The sequence below is a fragment of the Flavobacterium sp. ACAM 123 genome, assembly GCF_000264055.1.
In the GTDB taxonomy this organism is placed as follows: Bacteria; Bacteroidota; Bacteroidia; order Flavobacteriales; family Flavobacteriaceae; genus Flavobacterium.
This window is the reverse complement of the sequence record NZ_AJXL01000039.1, coordinates 11,924-34,372: the sequence shown is the minus strand read 5'-3', so window position 1 is coordinate 34,372 and position 22,449 is coordinate 11,924. Positions and strand designations below refer to the sequence as shown.

General features: G+C 33.5%; 21 protein-coding genes. 13 read left to right on the top strand and 8 right to left on the bottom strand.

Translation table 11 applies throughout. The annotated features are described in order from the left end of the window. Positions 1–89: 89 nt before the first annotated feature. Entirely contained in the window at positions 90–416 is a 327-nt protein-coding gene (locus tag A3SG_RS0109105; RefSeq protein ID WP_016989717.1) for a twin-arginine translocase TatA/TatE family subunit, read from the top strand. Continuing rightward, positions 416–979 (top strand): phosphatase PAP2 family protein, encoded by a 564-nt coding sequence (locus tag A3SG_RS0109100; RefSeq protein WP_016989716.1) that lies wholly within the window; start codon positions 416–418, stop codon positions 977–979. The genes A3SG_RS0109105 and A3SG_RS0109100 overlap by 1 nt, the downstream gene beginning before the upstream one ends. 160 nt (positions 980–1,139) lie before the next feature. Here A3SG_RS0109100 and A3SG_RS0109095 read toward each other — a convergent pair whose 3' ends face one another. Further along, positions 1,140–1,781 carry an O-methyltransferase gene (locus tag A3SG_RS0109095; protein WP_016989715.1) on the bottom strand — a complete coding sequence of 214 codons (642 nt, stop codon included), beginning with the start codon at positions 1,779–1,781 and terminating at the stop codon, positions 1,140–1,142. A gap of 81 nt (positions 1,782–1,862) precedes the next feature. On the opposite strand from A3SG_RS0109095, the gene rlmN reads away from it, so the two are divergent. Both rlmN and A3SG_RS0109085 read left to right on the top strand, forming a co-directional pair. After that, complete coding sequence (gene rlmN, locus A3SG_RS0109090) at positions 1,863–2,906, top strand: 23S rRNA (adenine(2503)-C(2))-methyltransferase RlmN (protein WP_016989714.1); 1,044 nt, start codon at positions 1,863–1,865, stop codon at positions 2,904–2,906. A 252-nt stretch (positions 2,907–3,158) separates the two neighbouring features. Beyond that, positions 3,159–4,136 (top strand): polyprenyl synthetase family protein, encoded by a 978-nt coding sequence (locus tag A3SG_RS0109085; protein ID WP_016989713.1) that lies wholly within the window; start codon positions 3,159–3,161, stop codon positions 4,134–4,136. Between the two features lie 65 nt (positions 4,137–4,201). Here the strand turns inward: A3SG_RS0109085 and A3SG_RS0109080 are convergent, their stop codons facing one another. After that, entirely contained in the window at positions 4,202–5,278 is a 1,077-nt protein-coding gene (locus A3SG_RS0109080) for a response regulator (RefSeq protein WP_016989712.1), read from the bottom strand. A gap of 497 nt (positions 5,279–5,775) precedes the next feature. Here A3SG_RS0109080 and A3SG_RS0109075 point away from each other — a divergent pair, with 497 nt between their 5' ends. Further along, positions 5,776–6,540: a response regulator gene (locus A3SG_RS0109075; protein WP_016989711.1), complete on the top strand. Its 765-nt coding sequence runs from the start codon at positions 5,776–5,778 to the stop codon at positions 6,538–6,540. 852 nt (positions 6,541–7,392) lie between these two features. Here A3SG_RS0109075 and A3SG_RS0109065 read toward each other — a convergent pair. Together A3SG_RS0109065 and A3SG_RS0109060 are read right to left on the bottom strand one after the other, a co-directional pair. Beyond that, complete coding sequence (locus tag A3SG_RS0109065; protein ID WP_255347699.1) at positions 7,393–8,343, bottom strand: PAS domain-containing sensor histidine kinase; 951 nt, start codon at positions 8,341–8,343, stop codon at positions 7,393–7,395. 16 nt (positions 8,344–8,359) lie between these two features. Beyond that, positions 8,360–9,640, bottom strand: a complete 1,281-nt coding sequence (locus A3SG_RS0109060; protein WP_083832420.1) for a PAS domain-containing protein — start codon at positions 9,638–9,640, stop codon at positions 8,360–8,362. An 850-nt stretch (positions 9,641–10,490) separates the two neighbouring features. Between A3SG_RS0109060 and dnaG the strand changes: the two genes are divergently transcribed. Beyond that, positions 10,491–12,458 carry a DNA primase gene (gene dnaG, locus A3SG_RS0109050; protein WP_016989706.1) on the top strand — a complete coding sequence of 656 codons (1,968 nt, stop codon included), beginning with the start codon at positions 10,491–10,493 and terminating at the stop codon, positions 12,456–12,458. Here the strand turns inward: dnaG and A3SG_RS0109045 are convergent, their stop codons facing one another. Further along, complete coding sequence (locus tag A3SG_RS0109045; RefSeq protein WP_016989705.1) at positions 12,459–13,088, bottom strand: response regulator transcription factor; 630 nt, start codon at positions 13,086–13,088, stop codon at positions 12,459–12,461. 90 nt (positions 13,089–13,178) lie between these two features. Further along, positions 13,179–13,946: an NAD(+) synthase gene (nadE, locus tag A3SG_RS0109040; protein ID WP_016989704.1), complete on the bottom strand. Its 768-nt coding sequence runs from the start codon at positions 13,944–13,946 to the stop codon at positions 13,179–13,181. Between the two features lie 142 nt (positions 13,947–14,088). On the opposite strand from nadE, the gene gldB reads away from it, so the two are divergent. Together gldB and gldC are read left to right on the top strand one after the other, a co-directional pair. Further along, positions 14,089–15,039 (top strand): gliding motility lipoprotein GldB, encoded by a 951-nt coding sequence (gldB, locus tag A3SG_RS0109035; RefSeq protein ID WP_029596704.1) that lies wholly within the window; start codon positions 14,089–14,091, stop codon positions 15,037–15,039. Next, positions 15,039–15,380: a gliding motility protein GldC gene (gldC, locus tag A3SG_RS0109030; protein WP_016989702.1), complete on the top strand. Its 342-nt coding sequence runs from the start codon at positions 15,039–15,041 to the stop codon at positions 15,378–15,380. The genes gldB and gldC overlap by 1 nt, the downstream gene beginning before the upstream one ends. An 89-nt stretch (positions 15,381–15,469) precedes the next feature. On the opposite strand, the gene yihA is transcribed toward gldC, so the two are convergent. Further along, the gene (gene yihA / locus A3SG_RS0109025) at positions 15,470–16,084 is read right to left on the bottom strand and encodes a ribosome biogenesis GTP-binding protein YihA/YsxC (RefSeq protein WP_016989701.1); all 615 of its coding nucleotides are present in this window, start codon (positions 16,082–16,084) and stop codon (positions 15,470–15,472) included. Positions 16,085–16,123: 39 nt separating this feature from the next. Further along, positions 16,124–16,888 (bottom strand): alpha/beta fold hydrolase, encoded by a 765-nt coding sequence (locus tag A3SG_RS0109020; RefSeq protein WP_016989700.1) that lies wholly within the window; start codon positions 16,886–16,888, stop codon positions 16,124–16,126. Positions 16,889–17,283: 395 nt separating this feature from the next. Here A3SG_RS0109020 and A3SG_RS0109015 point away from each other — a divergent pair, with 395 nt between their 5' ends. From A3SG_RS0109015 to A3SG_RS0108995, 5 genes are read left to right on the top strand one after another with little or no spacing between them, the layout of a single operon-like run. Next, positions 17,284–17,757: a division/cell wall cluster transcriptional repressor MraZ gene (locus A3SG_RS0109015; RefSeq protein ID WP_016989699.1), complete on the top strand. Its 474-nt coding sequence runs from the start codon at positions 17,284–17,286 to the stop codon at positions 17,755–17,757. Beyond that, entirely contained in the window at positions 17,732–18,640 is a 909-nt protein-coding gene (gene rsmH, locus A3SG_RS0109010; protein ID WP_016989698.1) for a 16S rRNA (cytosine(1402)-N(4))-methyltransferase RsmH, read from the top strand. Before A3SG_RS0109015 ends, rsmH begins: the two co-directional genes overlap by 26 nt. Before the next feature lie 6 nt (positions 18,641–18,646). Beyond that, entirely contained in the window at positions 18,647–18,994 is a 348-nt protein-coding gene (locus A3SG_RS0109005; protein WP_016989697.1) for an FtsL-like putative cell division protein, read from the top strand. Continuing rightward, the gene (locus A3SG_RS0109000) at positions 18,985–20,988 is read left to right on the top strand and encodes a penicillin-binding protein (protein WP_016989696.1); all 2,004 of its coding nucleotides are present in this window, start codon (positions 18,985–18,987) and stop codon (positions 20,986–20,988) included. The genes A3SG_RS0109005 and A3SG_RS0109000 overlap by 10 nt, the downstream gene beginning before the upstream one ends. After that, positions 20,985–22,448 carry a UDP-N-acetylmuramoyl-L-alanyl-D-glutamate--2,6-diaminopimelate ligase gene (locus tag A3SG_RS0108995; protein ID WP_016989695.1) on the top strand — a complete coding sequence of 488 codons (1,464 nt, stop codon included), beginning with the start codon at positions 20,985–20,987 and terminating at the stop codon, positions 22,446–22,448. Before A3SG_RS0109000 ends, A3SG_RS0108995 begins: the two co-directional genes overlap by 4 nt. Position 22,449 lies beyond the last annotated feature (1 nt).

Below are 22,449 nucleotides of genomic sequence, written 5' to 3'. Positions count from 1 at the left end.
TATATATNTNTNTTTNTTTTTATAGTAAAAAATTTAAAAGTCAGGGTATTCTAAATTTGGTATCTTTGTAGTAATTAAAATTAATAATTATGTTTGGCATAGGAGGTGGAGAGTTAGTTTTTATTTTGTTTATCGTGCTAATGCTTTTTGGTTCAGATAAGGTGCCGGAAATGGCGCGTGCTATGGGTAAGGCTATGGCGCAATTAAAACATGCGACTAATGACATAAAAAGTGAAATTCAAAAAGGAGTTGATGCTAATGGTCTTGATGCAAAATCCCTATCAGATATGACGGGTAACTTTAATACCCAGATCGATAAAGTTAAGGATGACCTTATGGGTGATTCCATTACTCAGGCTAATAAAGTGAAGGAAGACATTGAAGAGATCACCGGACCTGTAAAACGTAATAAATAATGCTCGATAAAATTTTATCTCTGGACACTGAATTACTCATTTTCTTGAATAGTTTAGGCTCAGAAAGGTATGACGGCCTTTGGTTAATTATTACTCAACAACTTTATTGGACTCCTTTTTTTCTTGTTCTACTGTTTTTTATTTATAAAGAATTGGGGGCAAAGCAAACGTTGTATTTTATTTTGGCGATAGCCGTTTTAATTACATTTACAGATCAGATGACCAACTTGTTTAAAAATGGATTTCAAAGATTGCGTCCGTGTAGTAACCCAGAAATCAATACAATAATTCGGGTAGTTCAAAGCCGCAGTTCCTTTAGTTTTTTCTCAGGTCACGCTTCAAATAGTATGGCAGTTGCTACCTTTATATACAGTGTTATGCATCGCCATTACAAGCACGGCTACTTATTATTCCTATGGCCAATAGTATTTGGTTACAGCAGGATTTACTTGGGATTGCACTATCCAATTGATATTTTATCTGGGTATTTATTTGGGATATTTTCAGGATATTTAGTGTTTAAAATATATCAAGGAGTCCAAAAAAAGTATTTTCCACTTTAGTTTTTAGAAGCAATTCCTGCTGTACATTGCAATCTACAGTTTTAAAAAATATTTTTCAATAACAATAAAGGAGCTTCCGCTGGTCGCTCTTTTTTGTTTAGAAAAATTAATTTTTAGAACTGCAGGATTTCCATTTCCATCTGGGCTAAAAAAGCTAAAGCTACAATACTCGACTTACGGTCAAGCCATCTCTAATAGGGAACAAGACGGTTTCGACCCTTGGGTCATTTTTTAGTAAAGCGTTGTATTCCAGCAGTATTTTAGTGCTCACGTCATTCGGGTGTACCGGTTCCAATACTTTTCCGCTCCACAAAACGTTATCAGAAAGAATAATTCCTCCTTTGTTCATTTTTGGAAGAATGATATTAAAATAATTAATGTAATTTTCTTTATCGGCATCAATAAAAACCAAATCAAATTTTATATCTAGTGTTGGTATAATATCCACTGCTTCTCCCAGGTGTTGTGTAATTTGCGTTCCCCAAGGCGACTTATCAAAATGCTTCCTTTGGAAATCAACCAATTCCTCTTTAATATCAATGGTGTGTAATTCTCCGCCTTCTTGCATTCCTTCGCAGAGGCACAAAGCAGAATAGCCCGTATACGTTCCGATTTCTAGAATGTTTACCGGTCGAATCAATTTCGCCAGCATGCTTAAAACACGGCCTTGAAAATGGCCACTTAACATACGGGGCAATAAGATTTTCTGGTAAGTTTCTTTATTTAATGCGGCCAATAATTGAGGCTCTTTTTCAGAGTGTTGCTCGATATAATCTTCTAATTCTTGGGAAATAAAGTGCATTTTTACGGGTTTTTTCGATTTGCCGTAAAGTTATTAAATTATCAAAACAACAAATCAAGAAATTGTCATTAAATTTGCAACATGCAAATTGAGAAAAAAGACATACGAGCAGTATCTAAAGAATTACTGCGTGAATTTTTTGTTACCCAAGGGGACAAAGCTTTTCGTGGGAATCAAGTTTACGAATGGTTGTGGAGCAAAGGCGCCCATAGTTTTGAGGATATGACTAATATATCTAAGGAAACTCGTACTATGTTAGAAAGTAATTTTGTTATCAACCACATTAAAGTGGACACGATACAACGTTCTGACGACGGAACCATAAAAAATGCAGTGCGTTTGCATGATGGTTTAGTGGTGGAGTCTGTTTTGATTCCTACTAATACGAGAACGACTGCCTGCGTTTCTAGTCAGGTGGGTTGTAGTTTAGATTGTAGTTTTTGTGCTACTGCACGATTAAAGAGAATGAGGAATTTAGAGCCAGGTGAGATTTACGATCAGGTATTGGCTATAGATAAAGAGAGTCGTTTGTATTACAATCATCCTTTGTCAAACATTGTTTTTATGGGAATGGGAGAACCACTGATGAATTATAACAATATGATGAAAGCAATCGAAATGATTACTTCGTCAGAAGGTTTAGGAATGTCTCCAAAAAGAATCATGGTTTCCACCTCAGGAGTGCCAAAAATGATTAAGAAATTAGCAGATGACGATGTGAAAGTCAAGTTAGCGGTGTCACTGCATTCTGCTATTGATGAGATCCGTTCCCAAATCATGCCTTTTAGTAAAAATTTCCCATTGGCTGATCTACGGGAGTCATTGGAATATTGGTACAGAAAAACAAAAAGTAAAATTTCCTACGAATATGTAGTTTGGAAGGATATCAATGACAATAAAGAGTCTATCGATGCCTTAGTGAAATTTTGTAAGTACGTCCCTTGCAAGGTCAACTTGATAGAATACAATCCTATAGATGATGGTGAGTTCCAGCAAGCATCCGAAGATGCCACTAATGCCTATATAAAAGCTTTGGAGTCGAATGGGATTGTGGTCAAAGTAAGACGAAGTCGAGGAAAAGATATTGATGCGGCCTGCGGGCAGTTAGCAAACAAACAAGCATAAGAAAATGGAGTTCAATTTTGGACTCCATTTTTAATTCTATGTCTTTTTTTGCATTGCAAAGAAGAGGGTAGTTAAGTGTGTAGTAAGTTTGATTACTTTCTTAGATAGTGTGTTATTTAAGTTAGAAAAGTCGGTTTTTTGCTGAATACTACTTTATTTGTTAGTGACTCAAAACTAATAATATTCTTTATAAAATACTTACTTATATTTGATAACGTTTTTATATTTCAAAGTAGTATCTTTGATATATAAATGAATGTTACCTCTCAAATAAAACAGCCCATCTTTAAAGAAATGGAACTTTTTGAAAAAAAGTTCTATGAATCGATGACCTCACAAGTGGCTTTGTTGAACAGAATCACGTACTACATAGTAAACCGAAAAGGGAAGCAAATGCGTCCTATGTTCGTCTTTCTGACAGCTAAAATGGTTTCTGCAGGAACTGTGAATGAAAGGACTTATCGTGGAGCTTGTGTCATTGAACTAATTCATACTGCAACTTTGGTGCATGATGATGTGGTGGACGACAGTAATCGCAGACGAGGTTTTTTCTCCATCAATGCACTTTGGAAAAATAAAATTGCGGTACTCGTTGGAGACTACTTGCTCTCAAAAGGGTTGTTGCTTTCGATCGACAACGGTGATTTTGATTTGTTAAAAATAATTTCAGTCGCTGTTCGTGAAATGAGTGAAGGCGAATTACTCCAAATAGAAAAAGCGAGAAGGCTTGATATCACAGAAGATATTTATTACGAAATCATTCGAAAAAAAACAGCAACACTTATTGCTGCTTGTTGTGCTCTTGGCGCAAAATCAGTGATTGAGGATGAGGTGCAGGTAGAGAATATGAGAAAGTTTGGAGAGCTCATTGGTATGGCGTTCCAAATTAAAGATGATTTGTTCGATTATACAGAGGAAGCTATCGGGAAACCAACGGGTATTGATATCAAGGAGCAAAAAATGACTTTACCATTAATCCATGTTTTAAATACCTGTACTCCGAAAGAAAAATCCTGGATCATTAATTCCATTAAAAACCATAATAAAGACAAAAAGCGTGTTAAAGAAGTGATTGCCTTTGTAAAAGATAATGATGGTTTGCTTTATGCCGAAACTAAAATGGTTGAATTTCAGCAAGAAGCACTCTTGTTATTAGAGGGTTATCCTAATTCAGATTTCAAAGAGGCCTTGATCTTGATGGTGAATTATGTAATTGAAAGAAAGAAGTAAAGGTATTGCGTGATTATAGTGCTTTTAAAAGCACTATAATCGAAGTCTAGTGTGTACTGTTTTTTTTATTTCTTGTGAATAGGTAGTAAAATGGAGACTTTAGTACCTATATCTTCTCTCGATAAAACACTTATGATGCCTTTAGATTTTTTTATGATGGCTTTACTTAAGTAAAGTCCTAAACCTAATCCTTGTTGTTCTATTTTATCGCGATTAAATTGGACTGTGGCATCAATCAATTTTAGCTCTTCCGCTTTAAATCCAACTCCATAGTCAAATATATTGATTTCATAATAATCATTACTAAATATGCTTCCTTCAATAACTACTTTTTTATTTTTTGGAGAGAACTTTAATGCATTGTCTAATAGTTCAAATAAAATAAGGGTTAGATTATTTTTACTAACCGCTAGTTCTGCAGTTGTAAGTTCTGACACAACTCTATTTTGTTCTTTTTTCAATTGGAACGAAATTTTATTTAAAACATCCTCGAAAGTATTCTTAATTTCGGAACAAGCATTTTTTGATACATCAAATTGGTTTTTTTTGATTTTCTCAAAAAGAGCTATATTCTGCATCGTTCTATTTAATCGCTCACCAGATATTTTGATTCCTTCATAAAAATAAGTGATATCCTGTTTTTTTAGATTAAGAGCATCATCCATCAATATATTAACAGAACCTAGAATACCATGTAGCGGAGTATTTATTTCATGAGATAAAATTCTTTGATCTCCCTGATATAAATTACTGCTATTTATGAGTTTTTTGAACTTTTCTATTTTGAACTCTATTGTTTGTAACAGCTCTGTTGCTTTAAAAGGTTTCGTTAAAAAGTCATCGGCTCCCTCATTAAAACACTGACGCATTAAATTATCTGCTGTTTTTGCAGTTAAAAAGATAAATGGAATAGTGCTTAGAAGTTTATCGCTGTATACGATTTTCTGAAAATCATGTCCATCCATTACAGGCATCATTATATCGCATATAATTAAGTCAGGAGTCCAATTATCTAAAACATCTAGTGCGTCTTGGCCGTTGTTAGCCGTTTTTGTCTCATAATTGTTAAGAGTAAGCAATTCTTCTATTGTTTCTCTAATATTTAACTCATCATCAACAATAAGTATTTTACTTTTATTCATCCGTGAAATATAAATTTAATTCGCTTGTAGTATTATCTTTGAAAAAAGTATTATCGCTTTTCGCCTAATGATACGCAAGGGTTTGAAATACATAGGAAAGGCAATCAACTTAAACCATTTAGGAATAAATAATTTACAAAAAGTTGGTTTATTTTTTTTATGCCATTTATCACCAATTTATTAGTGTCATGAGGCGCCAGTTATTAATTTATTTTAAAAACAAATAACTATTACTCTGTTTTATTCAAATAGATAATTAATTATTCAATTTAAATATTGTTTGAGGCTAAGCCATAAATTGCATCCTCATTCACATTAAAAACAAAAGGTAAAGGTTGCTTCTCTTGATTTTGGTCTTCTTAAATCATTTAATTTCAGCAAAAACATATTTATTTGCTCTATAAAAGTACAATACAAAGGTGCCTTACGTGTAATAAGTGGCCTTATGTACAAAAACCTTATCATTAATTTAAAATTTTTATTAGTAATTTCACAAAGTGGAAAGCTCAAAAAGAAATATAGTTTTAATTGAAGACAATCTTGCCTTAGGAGAGTCTATTCTCGAGTTACTGATCATTAGTAATTTTAATGTGAAGTGGCTTAAAAATGGTTATGAAGCATTGATTTATCTAAATGATAATATACCGGACATTATTATAAGTGACCTAATGATGCCTGTTATGGGGGGGGGAGAACTATTTTTAAAAATTAAAAAAAGTAATAAGTTTAATACGGTCCCTTTTGTAATTATTACTGCTAGTGTTGATGAGGAAACTAAATTTAAGCAGTTGGAGAATGGGGTTAATGATTACATTATGAAACCTTTTAAAACTAAAGAACTAGTTCTAAAAATTAGGAATATTTTAAATTTAAGAGATCAAATAAAGAAAAAAAAAATAGCAATGTATTTTTTTTCAAAAATTACAATACAGTTATCCGAAAAAGATTTTCTCCTATCTATTAATCATATTCTAGCTAAAACGATAAAAAAAAATATTGCTATTGATGAATTATCAAACCAGCTTCATATTAGTAAGTCTGCATTAGATAAAAAAATTCGTAAGCGTACTAATAAAAACATAAGTCAGTACATGAGAGAGTTTAAATTAGATTATGCTCTTAAATTAATTTATTTAGGAGAAAGAAATACCCAGTTTCTAGCGGATGAGACTGGTTTTAGCTCCTTGTCTTATTTTTCGACTAGTTTTAAGAAATATGTCGGTATCACCCCAAGGGATTATATGAAATCTACCCAAATTTAAATCTATTCTTTTTAAATTAATAACATTTAATTTTAACATATCGATTGTACTTAATACTGATAGGCTAGTGATTCCGTAGTTTAGTAATTTTTATTGACTTGTTTTATTAATTGTTTGTACTATCATGATTAAAATTAGACCTTCGGAAGAAGTTTGGAAAAGCTTGGATACATCTATAAATTCTAATAAAATTAAAAAATTACGTTTTTTTATATTTATGTATAATCGCTACCCTATTTATTTTAATAGTGGCGATTTTTCTTTTTGTTTAAAGAGCTGTTTATTGTTTTATATCTTGAACGATGTGCTTGCTTGTTACGGAAAACCGCATTTTTTAAATTTTCGTAATTTTTTTTAAATTATTTGTAAAATTAAACGGACTTCTTCATTCTCTCATTAGATTTACAGAGTAGGTTTAGTACTTGTCAAACAGTTTACTCGATTTTAGTCGTGGGAAATGAAATCTAACAATCAAAATTTGTTGAAGTAAGCTGTTTGCATAAGTTTTTTCTAAAAACTTTAATCATTAGGATTTTTAGTGTTGAGCAGTATCTTAAGTCAAATGAAAATCTACTTTCTCTTCTGGTTAAATTACAAATATTTTTTAAAACTGCTGTATTTACAAAAAGAAGGATGTCTTTAGAAAATAATGATGTTAGGTTTCATTTTTAATAATTTAGTTTTGTTTTCATAGGACAAATAATAATTATGGTGTAGGTAATTGCAGTGTTACCTTCGTTCCTTTCCCAAGTTGACTTTCTAATTCTACTTTTCCGGTAATTTTTTTCTATGAATGTTTTAACAATATAAAGTCCTAGACCGGTTCCTGTAATCCCATCAGTATTACTAGCTCTAAAAAAAGTAATTAAATAGTTTTGGTTGATCCTCTTCGGGTATTCCTATACCAAAATCAATTATTTCAACGCAAATTTCAGATTTATTTGAAATTAGGTTCATTTCTATATTTCTACCATTTTCAGAATATTTAAAAGCGTTATTTAGTAAGTTAAATAGGGCGTATTCTATCAAATTTTTGTCGGCAAAAATTAAAAATTGATCTCCTTCATAATGAAGATCTACTTTTTGATTCTTTATATTGTCGCTAAAACTGGTTTCTACTAATGCAATAGCTAGTGCTTTGAAGTCAAACGTAATCGGGGCGAAGGTAGTTTTGCCAGAATCATCTTTTGATATTGTTAAAACTGAGTTCATCAAGACAACTATTCGATCAATTTCATCTGTAATTCTATTTATCTGTTTTTTTAGTTGTTGTTCGTTTCGAGGGTTATGACTTTCAAGGTACATTTCGATTAATTCTGCACTTGTTCTAATTGTTGTTAGTGGAGTTCTAAACTCATGGGAAATTGTAGAAACTAAATTGGTGCGTAATTCATTTAATTTACGTTCCTGTTGAAGTGTTTTTTTAACAGCAAACTCGGCTTCTTTTCTTTTCGAAATATCCCTTGTACTGGTTTGTATCTTTATTGGAACGTCGTTATCAAAAACGATTTTAGCGTCAGTTTCTAACCAATTGTATTCTCCTGTTGAAGAAATATAGCGATACTCATTCCGGTTTGGTTGATGGTTTGTAACAAGATCGTCAAAATCAGTTATCATTTTTCCGATATCTTCCGGATGAGCAAAATCCATAGGTTTTTTTCCAATCAGCTGTTCCGGTGTGAAACCAGTTAATGCTTTTATAGAAGGAGATACATATTGAAAAGTCATGCTTAAATCATGTAAACAAACTAAATGCATTGCGTTATCCGCTAAAAGGCGATATAAACTTTCAGCTTTATTAATTCGGAGGTTTTTGTTTTTATTTGTTTTCTTCCAATAATTGCTTGTTTTGCTTTTCTATTTTTTTGTTTTCAGTGATGTCTATACTGAAACCAATCATCATGGCTAGAGCCCCATTTTCATTAAATACAGGTGTAAATTTTCTATTGTGAAAAGTTTCTTCTCCAAGTGCAGTAAACAAATGTTCCTCCCATAACAACGTCTCTTTGTTTTGAAGTGCTTTGTTAAATTTAGCCCGTCTTTCAATTGCAAAATCATCTGTTCTATTGGTGTGTTTAGCGTATTCAAAATCATCTTTACCAATAATATATTCCCTGAGTTCTTTGTTTTTAATGGCAATAGGGTTTAAATATAGGTACTTGTGATTAGGAGCAAACACAGCAACATCGGTTGGTAAGCGGTCTAATATAGTTTCATAAAATTCTTTCTGTGCTTGCAGTTCTTTCTGCTTTTCAACAAACTTTGTAATATCTGTACAATTTCCTATATAAAACTGTTGGTTGTTTTTTTCTATTAAATTAATCTTTGAAGAATACCAAATATAATGGCCCTCTTTGTGTAGTATTCGATAAATAATAGTTTCATTATTTTTTTTATTTAATTTAATTGTGTTTAAATAATCAGAACACATTTTCGTGTCTTCTGGATGGATAAGTGTAGCGTTGTTTGTTCCAATGACGTCATGCGGGGTATGGCCAATTGATGCGGAGAAATTTTTAGAAATATGTGTTATTACTCCTTCTAAGGTGTGTTCATAAATAATTTCGTTTGAATTCTCGATAAAATATTGAAATTGGATCTGCGTTTCGTTTAGCTGGCTTTTCAATTCAGAATTCTTTAAACTTAAAGCTAACGTAGATTCTATTTGGGAAATACATTGTCTTATAATTTTCAATTCCTTTTTGTTTAGTTTATCATTTTTTTTATCTAAAAGACAAAGACTTCCTGAGATTAATTGATGTGATGGATTTATAGGAAAGCCCGCAAAAAACGTGAAAGCTTTTTTGTATCCAGTTAATTGATAATGGCAGTTTTGATTTATATCTGGAAAAATTAAATTTTCTTGCTTACTTGTGAGTTCCTTAAAATATTCAATTTTATTTGGGGTATCTAAATTTTTAAGTCCTTTTTTAGAGATTATAAGATCTTTGTACTCCATTTTTATTGAAATAAAAGCATTCGAAATTCCACAAACATCTGTTAGAAAAGCTAAAACACCATCAAATTCCTTTTTAAGAGCGCCGTCTGCTAAAACTAATTTTACGGTATTTGATTCAGGCATTGCTTGTGAAGTATACATTTAATTTGTTTCATTTAGGGTTAGGGTAGTAGGAATTCAATTGATTGTCTAAAACAACACAAATTTAGTCATTTATAGAAATAAATTGATGTGTTAAATTATCATTTGAAGCTTTTTTATTTTGTAAAAAAAGAATTTTAATGTGTTACTAAGGAATTTTTAGTTCAATGATATTTTTTTTTAATTTATTAGTAATAATTTAATTCAGGAGGTGATGCAGGTCTATTTTTACCACTAAGAAGCTTAACAATAATATTTTAGGGATAATCTTTTGAATAATAATTCAATAATAAATGATGATAATATGGAGTGCATTATAAATTCTAACTTAGATAAACTTAGGTTTATCGCAGAGCATGATAAGAATTTCTATTTAACTGAAAATACATTTAATGCAGGTTTTAAAAATGCATTTATGAGTATAGATCTAAGTAGAATATCAAATGTTAGAATTAAAAAAACTAGGAGTTTAGTTGTAAATTATATTTTAATATTTTCAATAGTATTAGCTTTTCTAGTAGTAAATAGTCTATTTATTTTTGCGCCTTTGCTTCATTTTATTTTGAATATAACTACTATAATTTGTGTTTTTGCGACAGTATATGTTAGTAAGTATTCCTATATCTTATTGATAAATTACAAAAATTTAAGTTTTAACGATTTTAATTTACCGGCAGATAAATTCAATAGATTGGACTGTTCGTTTGGTGGGTAGATAAATTGCATCTTGTGGTATAATTGATAGTCAGTTTAGCAGAACAAGCCTCTTTTTGATTAAAAATTTAGATGCATCAAAACTGATTTTCAAAACTGAAACTTTGTATATTTGTCCCTTTATGGCAAAACAACAATGATTTCAAAATCAACTATTGATACTGTGTTCGAAACTGCTCGTGTAGAGGAGGTTATTGGCGATTTCGTCCAATTAAAAAGGGCTGGAAGTAATTTCAAAGGACTGAGTCCTTTCTCTGATGAGCGTTCGCCATCTTTTATGGTTTCACCGGCTAAAGGGATTTGGAAAGATTTTAGTTCTGGGAAAGGGGGGAATTCTGTTGCTTTTTTAATGGAACATGAGCATTTTACTTATCCTGAAGCCATCCGGTATTTAGCCAGGAAATACAATATAGAAATAGAGGAAACGGAGCAGACCAATGAAGAAAAAGCAAATACAGATATTCGGGAGAGTATGTACTTGGTTTCTGAATTTGCAAAGGATTATTTTCATAAAACACTTTTAAAATCGGAAGAAGGAAAAGCCATAGGTCTTTCTTATTTTAAAGAAAGAGGATTTACCAATGAAACCATTGAAAAATTTAGTCTTGGATATTCTCCGGATACTTGGGATGCTTTCACGAAAGAAGCGCTTGGGAAAGGGTATAAATTAGAATTTCTGGAAAGTACAGGCCTGACAATCCCCAGAGAAGACAGGCCCTTTGACCGTTTCAAAAGTCGTGTTATGTTCCCGATACAAAGTATGTCTGGAAGGATACTTGGTTTTGGAGGAAGAATACTGACTAATGATAAAAAAGCTGCCAAATACTTAAACTCGCCAGAAAGCGAGATTTACCATAAGAGTAAGGTTTTATATGGAATATTTCAGGCTAAACAGTCCATAGCCAAACTTAATAATTGTTTTTTAGTAGAAGGATATACCGATGTTATTCAGTTCAATCAAGCTGGAATTGAGAATGTAGTTGCCTCTTCAGGGACTGCATTGACGCCAGACCAAATTCGTTTAATTAATAGACTGACGAAAAACATTACGGTTCTTTTTGACGGTGATGCAGCTGGATTACGTGCTTCTGTACGAGGGATCGATTTGATTCTGGAAGAAGGAATGAACGTAAAGGTTTGCACTTTTCCTGATGGGGAAGACCCAGACAGTTTTGCAAAGAAAACGTCCCATGACGAGTTAGTAGCTTATCTGGAAAATAACGCAAAAGATTTCATTCAGTTTAAAGCGTCACTTTTGATGAATGAAGCAAAGAATGATCCTATAAAAAAAGCTGATTTGATTCGGGATATGGTAGTTAGTATATCCAAAATACCAGACAGGATTCAACGCGAAATCTACATTCAAGAATGTTCCAGGATTATGGATATTTCAGAGCAGGTATTAGTTAGTACTTTAGCCCAACTAATTCAGAAAGACTCTGCTGAAGCGGGCAAGAAACAAAAGCAGGATTACACGACCTTACAAATTGTAAAAAATGAAAATCCCGCTGATGTAGAAAAAGTAGATGTTCTGTATCGTTTAGAACGAAAAATCATAGAGATGTTACTGCTATATGGTGATAAGACAGAGGAATTTGAAGATATACTTTTGAAATCCAATGGAGAAGGTGAAATTGAGCATGTGATTGAAAAAAAGGAATACAAGGTATTTCACAGAATCTATTTGAGCTTACAGGAGGATGAGGTAGAATTAGCAAACCCCTTATTTCGCGACATATTCAATGATTTGATTAATTATTACTTGCAAAATGAAGGTTTCAGTTTAGAGCAATACCTGATGCATTTACAGCCTGAGTTTGCACAAGAGGTTACAGACATTTTAATGGAAGACGAAAAAGTTGTTTTGCACAATTGGGAAGGACAGAATATTTTTCCCAAATATAAAAAGGATACTATAGGTCAAAACGTTTCAGAAACTATTTTAACAATGCGCTGGTATTTAGTAGGTAAGATTATTGAAGAAATAAAAAGCTCCATAACATCTGAATCAGATAATACGGAGCCTATGACTATGATTAAGGATTACCTTGGTCTAACTTCTGCTTTTTCGAAAAAATTAGGACGGGTTATGTCTCGTTTTTAATTATACTATTTCTAATTTTTTAGCTTTGTTTACTAAGTCAACTAAGTTGGTAACATTCAGTTTTGTTAATAAACGCAATTTGTAGGTGCTTATCGTTTTCTCGTTAAGCCCCAAAATTTCAGCGATTTCGTGATTCTTTTTACCTCCGCTTAAATAGCGTAGCACTTCAACCTCGCGGTTGGAAAGCTTTCGATACAAACGTTCACTTTTGCTTTGTTTTGCAATTAAGGCTAGGTTTTTCTTCACGGCTTCATTCATGATGATCTTTCCTTGATTCACTTTAATAATTGATAAACCTAAGGTTTCCAACTTTTCTGTTTTGTGAACAAATCCTGAAACACCAGCTTTAATTGCATTTGGAGCATAAATCTGCTCTGAAAGACCACTGAATATGATAATTTTTGTCTTAGGAAAGTTCTTCAAAATTGACTTGACTTCAAAAATACTGGAAAGACCTTCCAGTTCTAAGTCTAAAATTAAAACATCAATATCTTTAGTTTGGAGAATATCACGGATCATTAAAAAATTACCAACATTGGCAACTAGTGATATCTCGGCATGATCTTTAAAATAAGATTTCACTCCAAAGTGTACTACCGGGTAATTATCTGCTAAACAAACTTTAATCATGATTTTTAGTTTTAGAGTTTTCTGTCATATTTACACTTTAAATATAAAATAAATTAATTATTATATCAAATTATTCTGATAAAAAGACCATTAATCCCGTTTAACTAGACAAACGGGGATGCTTTTCATTTTATGTTGGTTTATTCTGTTTAACTTTTTATATATTTCGTAAACTATTTTTTTTCTACCAGAGAAGTCAGCAGGAGATTTTCCTTCTTCATCCTGAAACATAGCCCACTCTAGTTCGTCATAAGTGGCGCCTAATTGTGCTTCATCTGTTTTTTCATCACCAAATAATCCATCGGATGGAGCTGCGTTTAAAATGGAATCCGGAACTTTTAGATAAGCCCCCAACATGAAAACCTCTGATTTCATTAAATCAGCAATTGGGCTAAGGTCTACTCCGCCATCTCCATACTTTGTGTAAAAGCCAACCCCAAAATCTTCCACTTTGTTTCCGGTTCCTGCTACTAACAATCCATGGACCCCAGCAAAATAGTATAAAGTAGTCATCCGTAAACGAGCACGGGTATTTGCAAGAGTTATGTTTAGTTTACTTTCTTCAAAGTCAGCGGGAACTTCGTTTTTAAAACTTTCAAAAACGGAAGTGAGATCCGTAAGGGATTCTGTAACATTGGGGTATCTTTCTTTCAACTGCTTAATATGCTCGCGTCCACGATTAACGTGGCTTTCATGCTGATGAATGGGCATCTCAACGCACAAGACTTTCATTCCAGTTTGAGCACACAAAGTTGAAGTCACAGCAGAATCTACTCCGCCTGATATACCAACAACAAATCCATTAACTTTTGCGTCTTCGGCATAGGTTTTTAACCAATTAACAATTTGGGTATTCACTTTCTCGACTTGAATCGTATTTTTTTTAGTTCATAATAGTTTACGTTTTCAAAAGCAGGAATGTATATTTGCAAAACTAAATATTGGGGATATTCTTTTGACTGATTTTTCCTAGGCAAATTTAAATTAAAAAAAATAGAAAATATATCTATATAGTGTAGTTCTATGTGTCTTTTTTTTATCCTGTGGTAAAAAAGATAAAACGGAAGCAGCTATCGATGAAATTCCTATGGAAATAAAGGTAGAACGTTTTGATAAAGTTTTTTTTGAAACCGAGCCAAAAGACCTAGATAAAATAAAGAAAGAGTTTCCGTTTTTCTTTCCGTCAGGGAACGAAGATGTGGTTTGGTTGAATAAGATGCAGGATCCTCTTTGGAAGAAACTCTACACGGAGGTACAGGAAAAATATGATGATTTCGAGCCAGTTGAAAGTAAACTGGAGGTGCTTTTTAAGCATATTAAATATTATTTTCCTAAAACAGAAATACCAAAGGTGATTACTGTAATTTCTGAAATGGATTACAACAATAAAGTTATCTATACTGATAGTCTGTTGATTATTTCGCTTGAAATGTATTTGGGTAAGGAGCACAAGTTTTATCAGTTTCCTAAATATATAAAACAGAATTTTGAGGAAAGCCAAATTATGCCTGACGTCGTTTCGAGCTTTTACAACCAAAAAGTACGAGCGGATATTGGAAAAAATTTACTGTCCAGAATGATAGATGCAGGAAAGGAGTTGTACTTTAAAGACGTATTGCTTCCCGATTACAGTGATGCACATAAGATGGGTTATACAAAAGAGCAGATACAATGGTGTAATGAAAATGAAAGTTATATGTGGCGTTATTTTATAGAAAAAGAAATGCTCTATAGTGACGATCAAAAACTGATGCCCCGTTTTATAAACCCGGCTCCCTTTTCTAAATTTTATTTGGAAATTGACAATGAAACACCTGGTCAAATTGGTGGTTGGATAGGATGGCAAATTGTTCGTTCGTATATGAAAAACAATGAAGTATCTTTGCAACAATTAGTAGATTCAAATGCTAAAGAAATATTTGAAAAATCAAAATACAAACCTAAGAAATAATGTCAGATAAAAACAGATCGGAAATTAAATTCCTTGTAGAGTTAGATGAAAACCGTGTTCCGGAAAAACTATTGTGGTCCGCAAAAGATGGAGGAGTAGATTTAGAAGAAGCAAAAGCAATTATGTTGTCTGTCTGGGACAGTAAGTCAAAAGAAAGTATGCGTATTGATTTATGGACAAAAGAGATGCCAGTGGATGAAATGAAAATTTTCTTTCATCAAACATTGGTAGCGATGTCCGATACTTTTCATCGTGCAACTGGTGATGAAAAGATGGCAGAGACCATGAAAGATTTTTGCGAATATTTTGCAGAAAAGTTAGAATTGAAAAAGGAAGATTAGTTTCTTCCGAAATGAAAAACATCCCAAAGCTTAAATTTAAGTTCTGGGATGTTTTGTTATTAGGATAGGATTTTAATCTTGATTTAAAACTAACTGTTATTTTTGAATACCTCTTGGTTTACTTCGTCTATATAGGTTAAAACATCCTCTTTTCCCAGCGATTCTGTTGCAGAGGTTACAAAATATTGAGGCATTTCGGCCCAATTGTTAGCGAACATATTTTTCTTGTAAGCAGCGATATGAGAGTTTATTTTTACCTTACTTATCTTGTCTGCCTTAGTGAAAATAATGCAAAAAGGGATTTCACTCTCTCCCATATAGGACATGAATTCAATATCTATTGTTTGCGCCTCATGGCGAATATCGATTAAAACAAAAGCACAAACCAATTGTTCTCTTGTTTCGAAATAATCAGTTATAAACTGTTGGAATACTGATTTTGTCTTTTTGGAGACCTTGGCGTAACCATATCCCGGCAAATCAACTAAGAACCAATTGTTATTTATTAGGAAATGATTGATTAACTGTGTTTTTCCCGGCCTTCCAGAGGTTTTAGCTAATTTTTTCTGGTTGGTCAGCATGTTAATTAAGGAGGACTTTCCAACGTTAGACCTTCCTATAAAAGCATATTCTGGCAAACGGTCTTTTGGACATTTGCTTACATCGGAGTTGCTAATTACAAATTCGGCGGTATTGATTTTCATATCTTTTTGTGTGAAATCTCTCTGTTGGAGGAGAGGTTCTTATAGGTTGGATTTAGTTAGCCATTCTTCAAGCAAACGATTGAACTCTTCAGGTTGTTCCATCATTGCTGCATGACCACATTTGTCAATCCAATATAAAGTGGAGTTGGGTAATAATTGATTAAATTCTTCAGCGACATCGGGAGGTGTGACTTTGTCATTTTTTCCCCAGATAATGCAAGTTCGAACATGCATCTTTGGAAGATCTTTTGCCATGTTGTGACGAATAGCACTTTTAGCAATAGTCAATGTTTTGATTAGTTTCCTTCTGTCATTGATGGAAGCGTATACTTCGTCAATCAATTCTGGTGTCGCAACTGCAGGATCGTAGAATACGTCTTCTGCTTTTTTCTTGATGTATTCGTAATCACCTCGTTTTGGGTAACTATCACCCATTGCACTTTCATATAATCCGGAACTTCCGGTTATTACAAGTCCTGCAACTTTTTCAGGGTACAATTTGGTATGGTATAAAGCGATATGGCCTCCCAGTGAGTTCCCTAAAAGAATAACTCTGTCAAATCCTTTAAAAGTGATAAAGTCTTTAACGTATTTAGCAAAACTCTTTACGTTTGTTTTTAAAATATTTTGTGAATAGATAGGTAAATCCGGGATAACAATTTTGTATCCTTTGTCAGAAAAATAACTGGCTACAGCATCAAAATTACTTAAACCTCCCATCAGCCCATGTAAGATTACAAGTGGCGTTCCTTCTCCAGCTTCATAATAACTGTATTTACCTTCCTTCTTATAGTTTTTTTCCATTTTTTTAAATACGGATTTTCAATTTTCACAAATATAGGATTTAATAAATTAAAAAGAATTTTTGAAAACGATTTTTGAGCATATTGATGCGTTTTTAGCGCATTTCTATTTGAGGACTTTAATATTGTGTCAAATGATACCTTTTAACGGCACTTTATATGAGAAATAAAAAGGGATCGACGTTAAAAATTCGAAGATATAGGGCTCTAAATTTTGATAGTTTTAACATTCTCATCAGGAACGTGTAAAGTCGCTAACAGTCTGACAGTCTGACTGTCTGAAAACTAAGGGGTTCTGCTCGAATGGGATGAAACTTATTAACAAAGTGGTAGATAGTGGTAGATAGTGGTAATATTTTTCATATTTTTGCTCTATATCATTTTAAAACTATTTTTTTGAATACAATTGTTGGCACATATGAATGTAAGGTCGATGCTAAAGGAAGGGTGCTGTTGCCGGCGCCCTTGAAAAAGCAATTGACTCTTTCTTTTCAAGGCAGTTTTGTTTTGAAGCGTTCTGTTTTTCAACCTTGTTTGGAGTTGTATCCTATGGAAGAATGGGAAGTGATGATGGCCAAAATTAACAAATTGAATCGGTTTGTAAAGAAGAATAATGATTTTATCCGAAGATTCACGGCTGGTGTAAAAATAGTGGATATTGATTCTTTGGGAAGATTACTGATACCTAAAGATTTGGTAGCTTTTGGCAGTATCACTAAGGAGGTGGTCTTTTCTTCCGCTGTTAATATAGTGGAGATATGGGATAAAGATCTATACGAAAGATCGATAAGCGGAGAAGACGTAGATTTTGCAGATTTAGCAGAAGAGGTAATGGGAAATATAAATGACAACGACAATGGAATATCATAATCCAGTTTTGCTTCAAGCATCAGTAGATGGTTTAAATATTAAGCCTGATGGCGTGTATGTAGATGTAACCTTCGGGGGAGGTGGACATTCAAAAGAAATATTAAGTAGGTTAGGGCCAGACGGGAAGCTGTTTGCTTTCGATCAGGACGAAGATGCTTTGGCAAATGTTTTGGCAGATGAGCGATTTACACTGATCAACGAAAACTTTAGATTTATCAAGCGTTTCTTGCGTTTTTACGGATTGAAAAGTGTAGATGGAATTTTAGCTGATTTGGGAGTGTCTTCTCATCAATTTGATGTGCCTGAAAGAGGGTTTTCGACTCGCTTTGATGCTGAATTAGATATGAGGATGAGTCAAAAAAACGACCTAAATGCTTATAAAATTGTTAATGAATATGACGAGGCAAATTTAAAACGAGTATTCTTAGATTATGGAGAGTTAAAAAATGCTCCTGTCTTAGCAAGAACTATTGTGGAGGCTAGAGAAATACACCTCATTAAGACTACTGATGAATTAAAGGAGGTGTTGGCAAAACATTTACCAGACCGAGTAAGGAATAAAATACTAGCTCAAATTTATCAAGCCATCCGAATTGAAGTAAATCAAGAAATGGATGTTTTAAGAGAATTTTTAGAGCAGTCATTAGAAGTGTTAAAGCCGGGAGGACGATTGAGTGTGATTTCATATCATTCGTTAGAGGACAGGTTAGCGAAACGATTTATGAAAAATGGAATGTTTGAAGGGGAGCCTGAGCGTGACTTTTTTGGTAATTTCTCTGTTCCATTTAAGACCATTGGAAAGCTAATAGTTCCAGACAAAGAAGAAATTAAGTTAAATAATAGAGCTCGAAGTGCAAAATTAAGAATAGCTGAAAAGAAATAAGGTAGGATGAAAAACGGTGTGTATAACATATTAAAAGCGAGATTTCTTATTGACGATGACGCGATAAAAAATTGGCGTTTTATTGTTTTTCTTATTCTTTTGGCTATTGTCATGATTGCCAACACGCAACGTTTTGAACAGAAAGTTTTCGCAATTGCTAAATTAACAACTGAAGTAAAAGAATTACGTTCAGAATTTGTTGACAGACGCTCTCAATTGATGAAGCTTAAAATGGAATCGACTGTTTCTGAAAAAATGGTGGAGAAACAAATTTTTCCCTCGACTGTTCCTCCAATTAAGATAAAAGTAAAAAAAGAAGAAGAGAAAACTTTTCTTAAAAAAATATGGCAGTAGAAGATAAACACATATCGTACAGAATTTATCTGGTTGCTTTTGCTATCTTTTTGGCAGCGATTGCTATCGCCATTAAATTAACTAATATTCAGTGGGTTGAGGGAGATTATTATAGGAAATTAGCAAAGGAAAGAACAGTAAAGAACTTCGTTATCCCCGCAAATAAAGGAAATATATATTCTTCTGACGGGAGCCTACTGGCTACTTCAATTCCTAATTATGAAATACGTTTTGATGCTGTAACGCCTAAAAGAGAAGCATTTGAAAACAATGTCCAATCGTTATCTGATTCGCTGGCAGTTGTTTTGGGCAAATCAAGTAGTTTTTATCAAAATGAATTGAGAAGAGCAAGAGCAACTAACAATCGATACTACTTAATTGCTCGGAATTTAAGCTACACAGATTACATAAAAATTAAAGGTTTTCCCTTATTTAAATTAGGCGCTTACAAGGGCGGTATTATTGTCGAACAAAAAACGGTTAGGGAGCATCCGATAGGTAAAATCGCTGAACGTACCATCGGTTATGAAAGAAAAACTCCGTCCGGCACTTATGATGGAAAAGGAATCGAATGGGCATACCGAGAATATTTGAACGGGAAAGACGGTAAGATTCTGAAACAAAAAATAGCAAAAGGGCAGTGGAAACCTATTCGTGATGTTAATGAAGTGGATCCACAAGACGGCTATGATGTAATATCAACTATAGATGTTTATATACAAGATATTGCACATCATGCTTTGTTAAAACAATTACAAGAGTATGAAGCAGATCATGGTTGTGTCGTCGTAATGGAAACTGAAACTGGAAAGGTTCGGGCGATTGCTAATTTGGGCAGAGCCAATGATGGCTCCTATTATGAAACAACAAATTATGCTGTTGCTGAATCCCACGAACCGGGATCAACTTTTAAATTAGTTGATTTGATGGCGATACTAGAAGACAAAGTGGCTGATACAAGTACGGTTTACGATACGAATGGAGGGGAGATCCGATACTCAGGAAAAGCAGTAAGGGATTCGCACAAAGGCGGCTATGGAAAAATATCATTGGCTAGAGGATTTGAGTTATCCTCGAATACGGTTATGGTTCAGGCAGTTTATGAGAATTATAAAAACAATCCTTCAAAATTTGTCAACCATGTAAATTCTTATGGATTGAATAAGAAGCTGAATATGGATTTTGAAGGCGAAGGAAGGCCTTTTATTCCGCAACCAAGTGATAAAAGCTGGTCTAATATTTCGCTTCCTTGGATGGCTTTTGGATATGGCGTCTCAGTAACGCCAATGCAGACTTTGGCGTTTTATAATGCTGTTGCCAATAACGGTGTAATGGTAAAACCACAATTTGTATCAGAAATTAAAGAGTGGAATAAAACCATTGTAAAAATGGAAAAAGAAGTTATTAACCCAAAGATATGCTCGACCGAAACACTGTTGAAATTAAAAGCAGTTTTAAAAAATGTGGTAAAAAGAGGCACAGGATCAAAACTCTACTCAAAGGATTTCTCAATGGCGGGGAAAACAGGTACGGCACAAGTTAATTATGCTAAAGATGGTGGGGCAGGACAATATTATGCTTCTTCGTTTGTAGGTTATTTTCCTGCGGATAATCCTAAGTATTCTTGTATAGTGGTGGTGCATAAACCTAGTACGGTAAATAACAATTATTACGGAGCAGATGTGGCTGGCCCAGTTTTTAAAAGAATTGCACAAAAGATTTTTACAGATGTTCCTTCGACAAACGAAATAAAAAATATAAATAGAAAAGTCCCTAAGCAGGAAAAAAACTATAATAATTACTTCGCCAAACTGCAAAAGCCACAGCAGTCAATCCCTAATGTCAGAGGAATGCCAGGAATGGATGCAATTGCTTTATTGGAAAATTTAGGTGTAAAAGTAAAAGCAGTTGGCATAGGAAAGGTGAAGACACAATCGCTTCAGGCGGGTCAAGATATAATAAAAAACACAACTATAACATTAGAATTATTGTGATTATACTAAAAGACATATTACATAAAGTTGTAATCGAAGCCGTACAGGGTTCGACGGAAATTGCTGTGGGCAAAATCGAATTTGATTCTAGAAAAATAGAAAAAAAAGACGTTTTTGTAGCTATTCGTGGTTCCGTTTCAGACGGACACGATTACATTCAAAAAGCAATCGAATTGGGAGCCGTAGTTATTGTTTGTGATACCTTCCCTGAAAATCTGGAAAAAGAAATCACTTACATCCAAGTAAACGACACAAATAAAGCATTGGCTTTCATGGCCGCTAATTATTTTGGACATCCATCTGAAAAATTAAAACTGATTGGTATTACTGGAACAAATGGGAAGACTACCATAGCTTCTTTATTGTATCAACTATTCAAAAAAGCGGGTTTTAAAGTAGGATTGATATCTACGGTGAAAATTTTAGTTGACGACATCGAATACAAAGCTACACATACGACGCCTGATTCCATCACCATTAATCATTATTTGGCGGAGATGAGAGATGCAGGGGTTGACTATTGTTTTATGGAAGTGAGTTCTCATGGGATTCATCAAAAAAGAACAGAAGCATTGCATTTCGTAGGTGGAGTTTTTACTAATTTGTCTCATGATCATTTGGATTATCATCCCACTTTTGCCGAATATAGAAATGTTAAGAAATCTTTTTTCGACAACCTTCCTAAAGATGCTTTTGTACTGACTAATAGTGATGATAAAAACGGTACTGTGATGTTACAAAATACAGTAGCTAATAAGCGGACCTATGCCTTAAAATCATATGCTGACTATAAAGCGCAGATTCTCGAAAATCAATTGGCAGGTTTGTTATTGAAGATTGAAGGAAATGAAGTTTGGGTAAAACTAATTGGAACTTTCAATGCGTATAATGTTTTGGCAATATATGGAACTGCAGTTGAATTAGGAATGGATAGCTTAGAAACACTTCGGTTGTTGTCTGAATTGGAAAGTGTTTCGGGAAGATTCCAATATATTGTTTCTACAACAAATATCACGGCTATAGTCGATTATGCTCATACCCCTGATGCACTGGAAAATGTCTTGAAAACAACCAATGATATTAGGACTAAAAACGAGCAGTTGATTACTGTTGTGGGTTGTGGTGGTAACAGGGATAAAACGAAGCGCCCAATTATGTCGAGCATCGCCTCTGAATTGAGCGACAAAGTCATTCTTACTTCTGACAATCCAAGAAATGAGAATCCTGATACGATTATTAAGGATATGGAAGTGGGAGTTGCAGCAGAGAATTATAAAAAAGTACTCGCGATAACGGATAGAAAACAAGCTATAAAAACAGCGTGTCAATTGGCTCAGCCAAATGATATTATTTTGATTGCAGGAAAAGGGCATGAAACCTACCAAGAGATCAATGGAGTGCGTCATGATTTTGATGACATGAAAATAGTAAAAGAAATATTAGAACAACTTCATAAATAGT

Bases quoted from the DNA above. Each gene is read 5' to 3' on its own strand.
- A3SG_RS0109105 (WP_016989717.1), top strand. From the start codon at position 90: ATGTTTGGCATAGGAGGTGGAGAGTTAGTTTTTATTTTGTTTATCGTG.
- rsmH (WP_016989698.1), top strand. From the start codon at position 17,732: ATGACAACGACAATGGAATATCATAATCCAGTTTTGCTTCAAGCATCA.
- A3SG_RS0109080 (WP_016989712.1), bottom strand. From the start codon at position 5,278: ATGAATAAAAGTAAAATACTTATTGTTGATGATGAGTTAAATATTAGA.
- A3SG_RS0109100 (WP_016989716.1), top strand. From the start codon at position 416: ATGCTCGATAAAATTTTATCTCTGGACACTGAATTACTCATTTTCTTG.
- A3SG_RS0109085 (WP_016989713.1), top strand. From the start codon at position 3,159: ATGAATGTTACCTCTCAAATAAAACAGCCCATCTTTAAAGAAATGGAA.
- yihA (WP_016989701.1), bottom strand. From the start codon at position 16,084: ATGAAAATCAATACCGCCGAATTTGTAATTAGCAACTCCGATGTAAGC.
- A3SG_RS0109095 (WP_016989715.1), bottom strand. From the start codon at position 1,781: ATGCACTTTATTTCCCAAGAATTAGAAGATTATATCGAGCAACACTCT.
- rlmN (WP_016989714.1), top strand. From the start codon at position 1,863: ATGCAAATTGAGAAAAAAGACATACGAGCAGTATCTAAAGAATTACTG.
- dnaG (WP_016989706.1), top strand. From the start codon at position 10,491: ATGATTTCAAAATCAACTATTGATACTGTGTTCGAAACTGCTCGTGTA.
- A3SG_RS0109005 (WP_016989697.1), top strand. From the start codon at position 18,647: ATGAAAAACGGTGTGTATAACATATTAAAAGCGAGATTTCTTATTGAC.
- gldC (WP_016989702.1), top strand. From the start codon at position 15,039: ATGTCAGATAAAAACAGATCGGAAATTAAATTCCTTGTAGAGTTAGAT.
- A3SG_RS0109000 (WP_016989696.1), top strand. From the start codon at position 18,985: ATGGCAGTAGAAGATAAACACATATCGTACAGAATTTATCTGGTTGCT.
- A3SG_RS0109045 (WP_016989705.1), bottom strand. From the start codon at position 13,088: ATGATTAAAGTTTGTTTAGCAGATAATTACCCGGTAGTACACTTTGGA.
- A3SG_RS0109020 (WP_016989700.1), bottom strand. From the start codon at position 16,888: ATGGAAAAAAACTATAAGAAGGAAGGTAAATACAGTTATTATGAAGCT.
- A3SG_RS0109060 (WP_083832420.1), bottom strand. From the start codon at position 9,640: ATGTATACTTCACAAGCAATGCCTGAATCAAATACCGTAAAATTAGTT.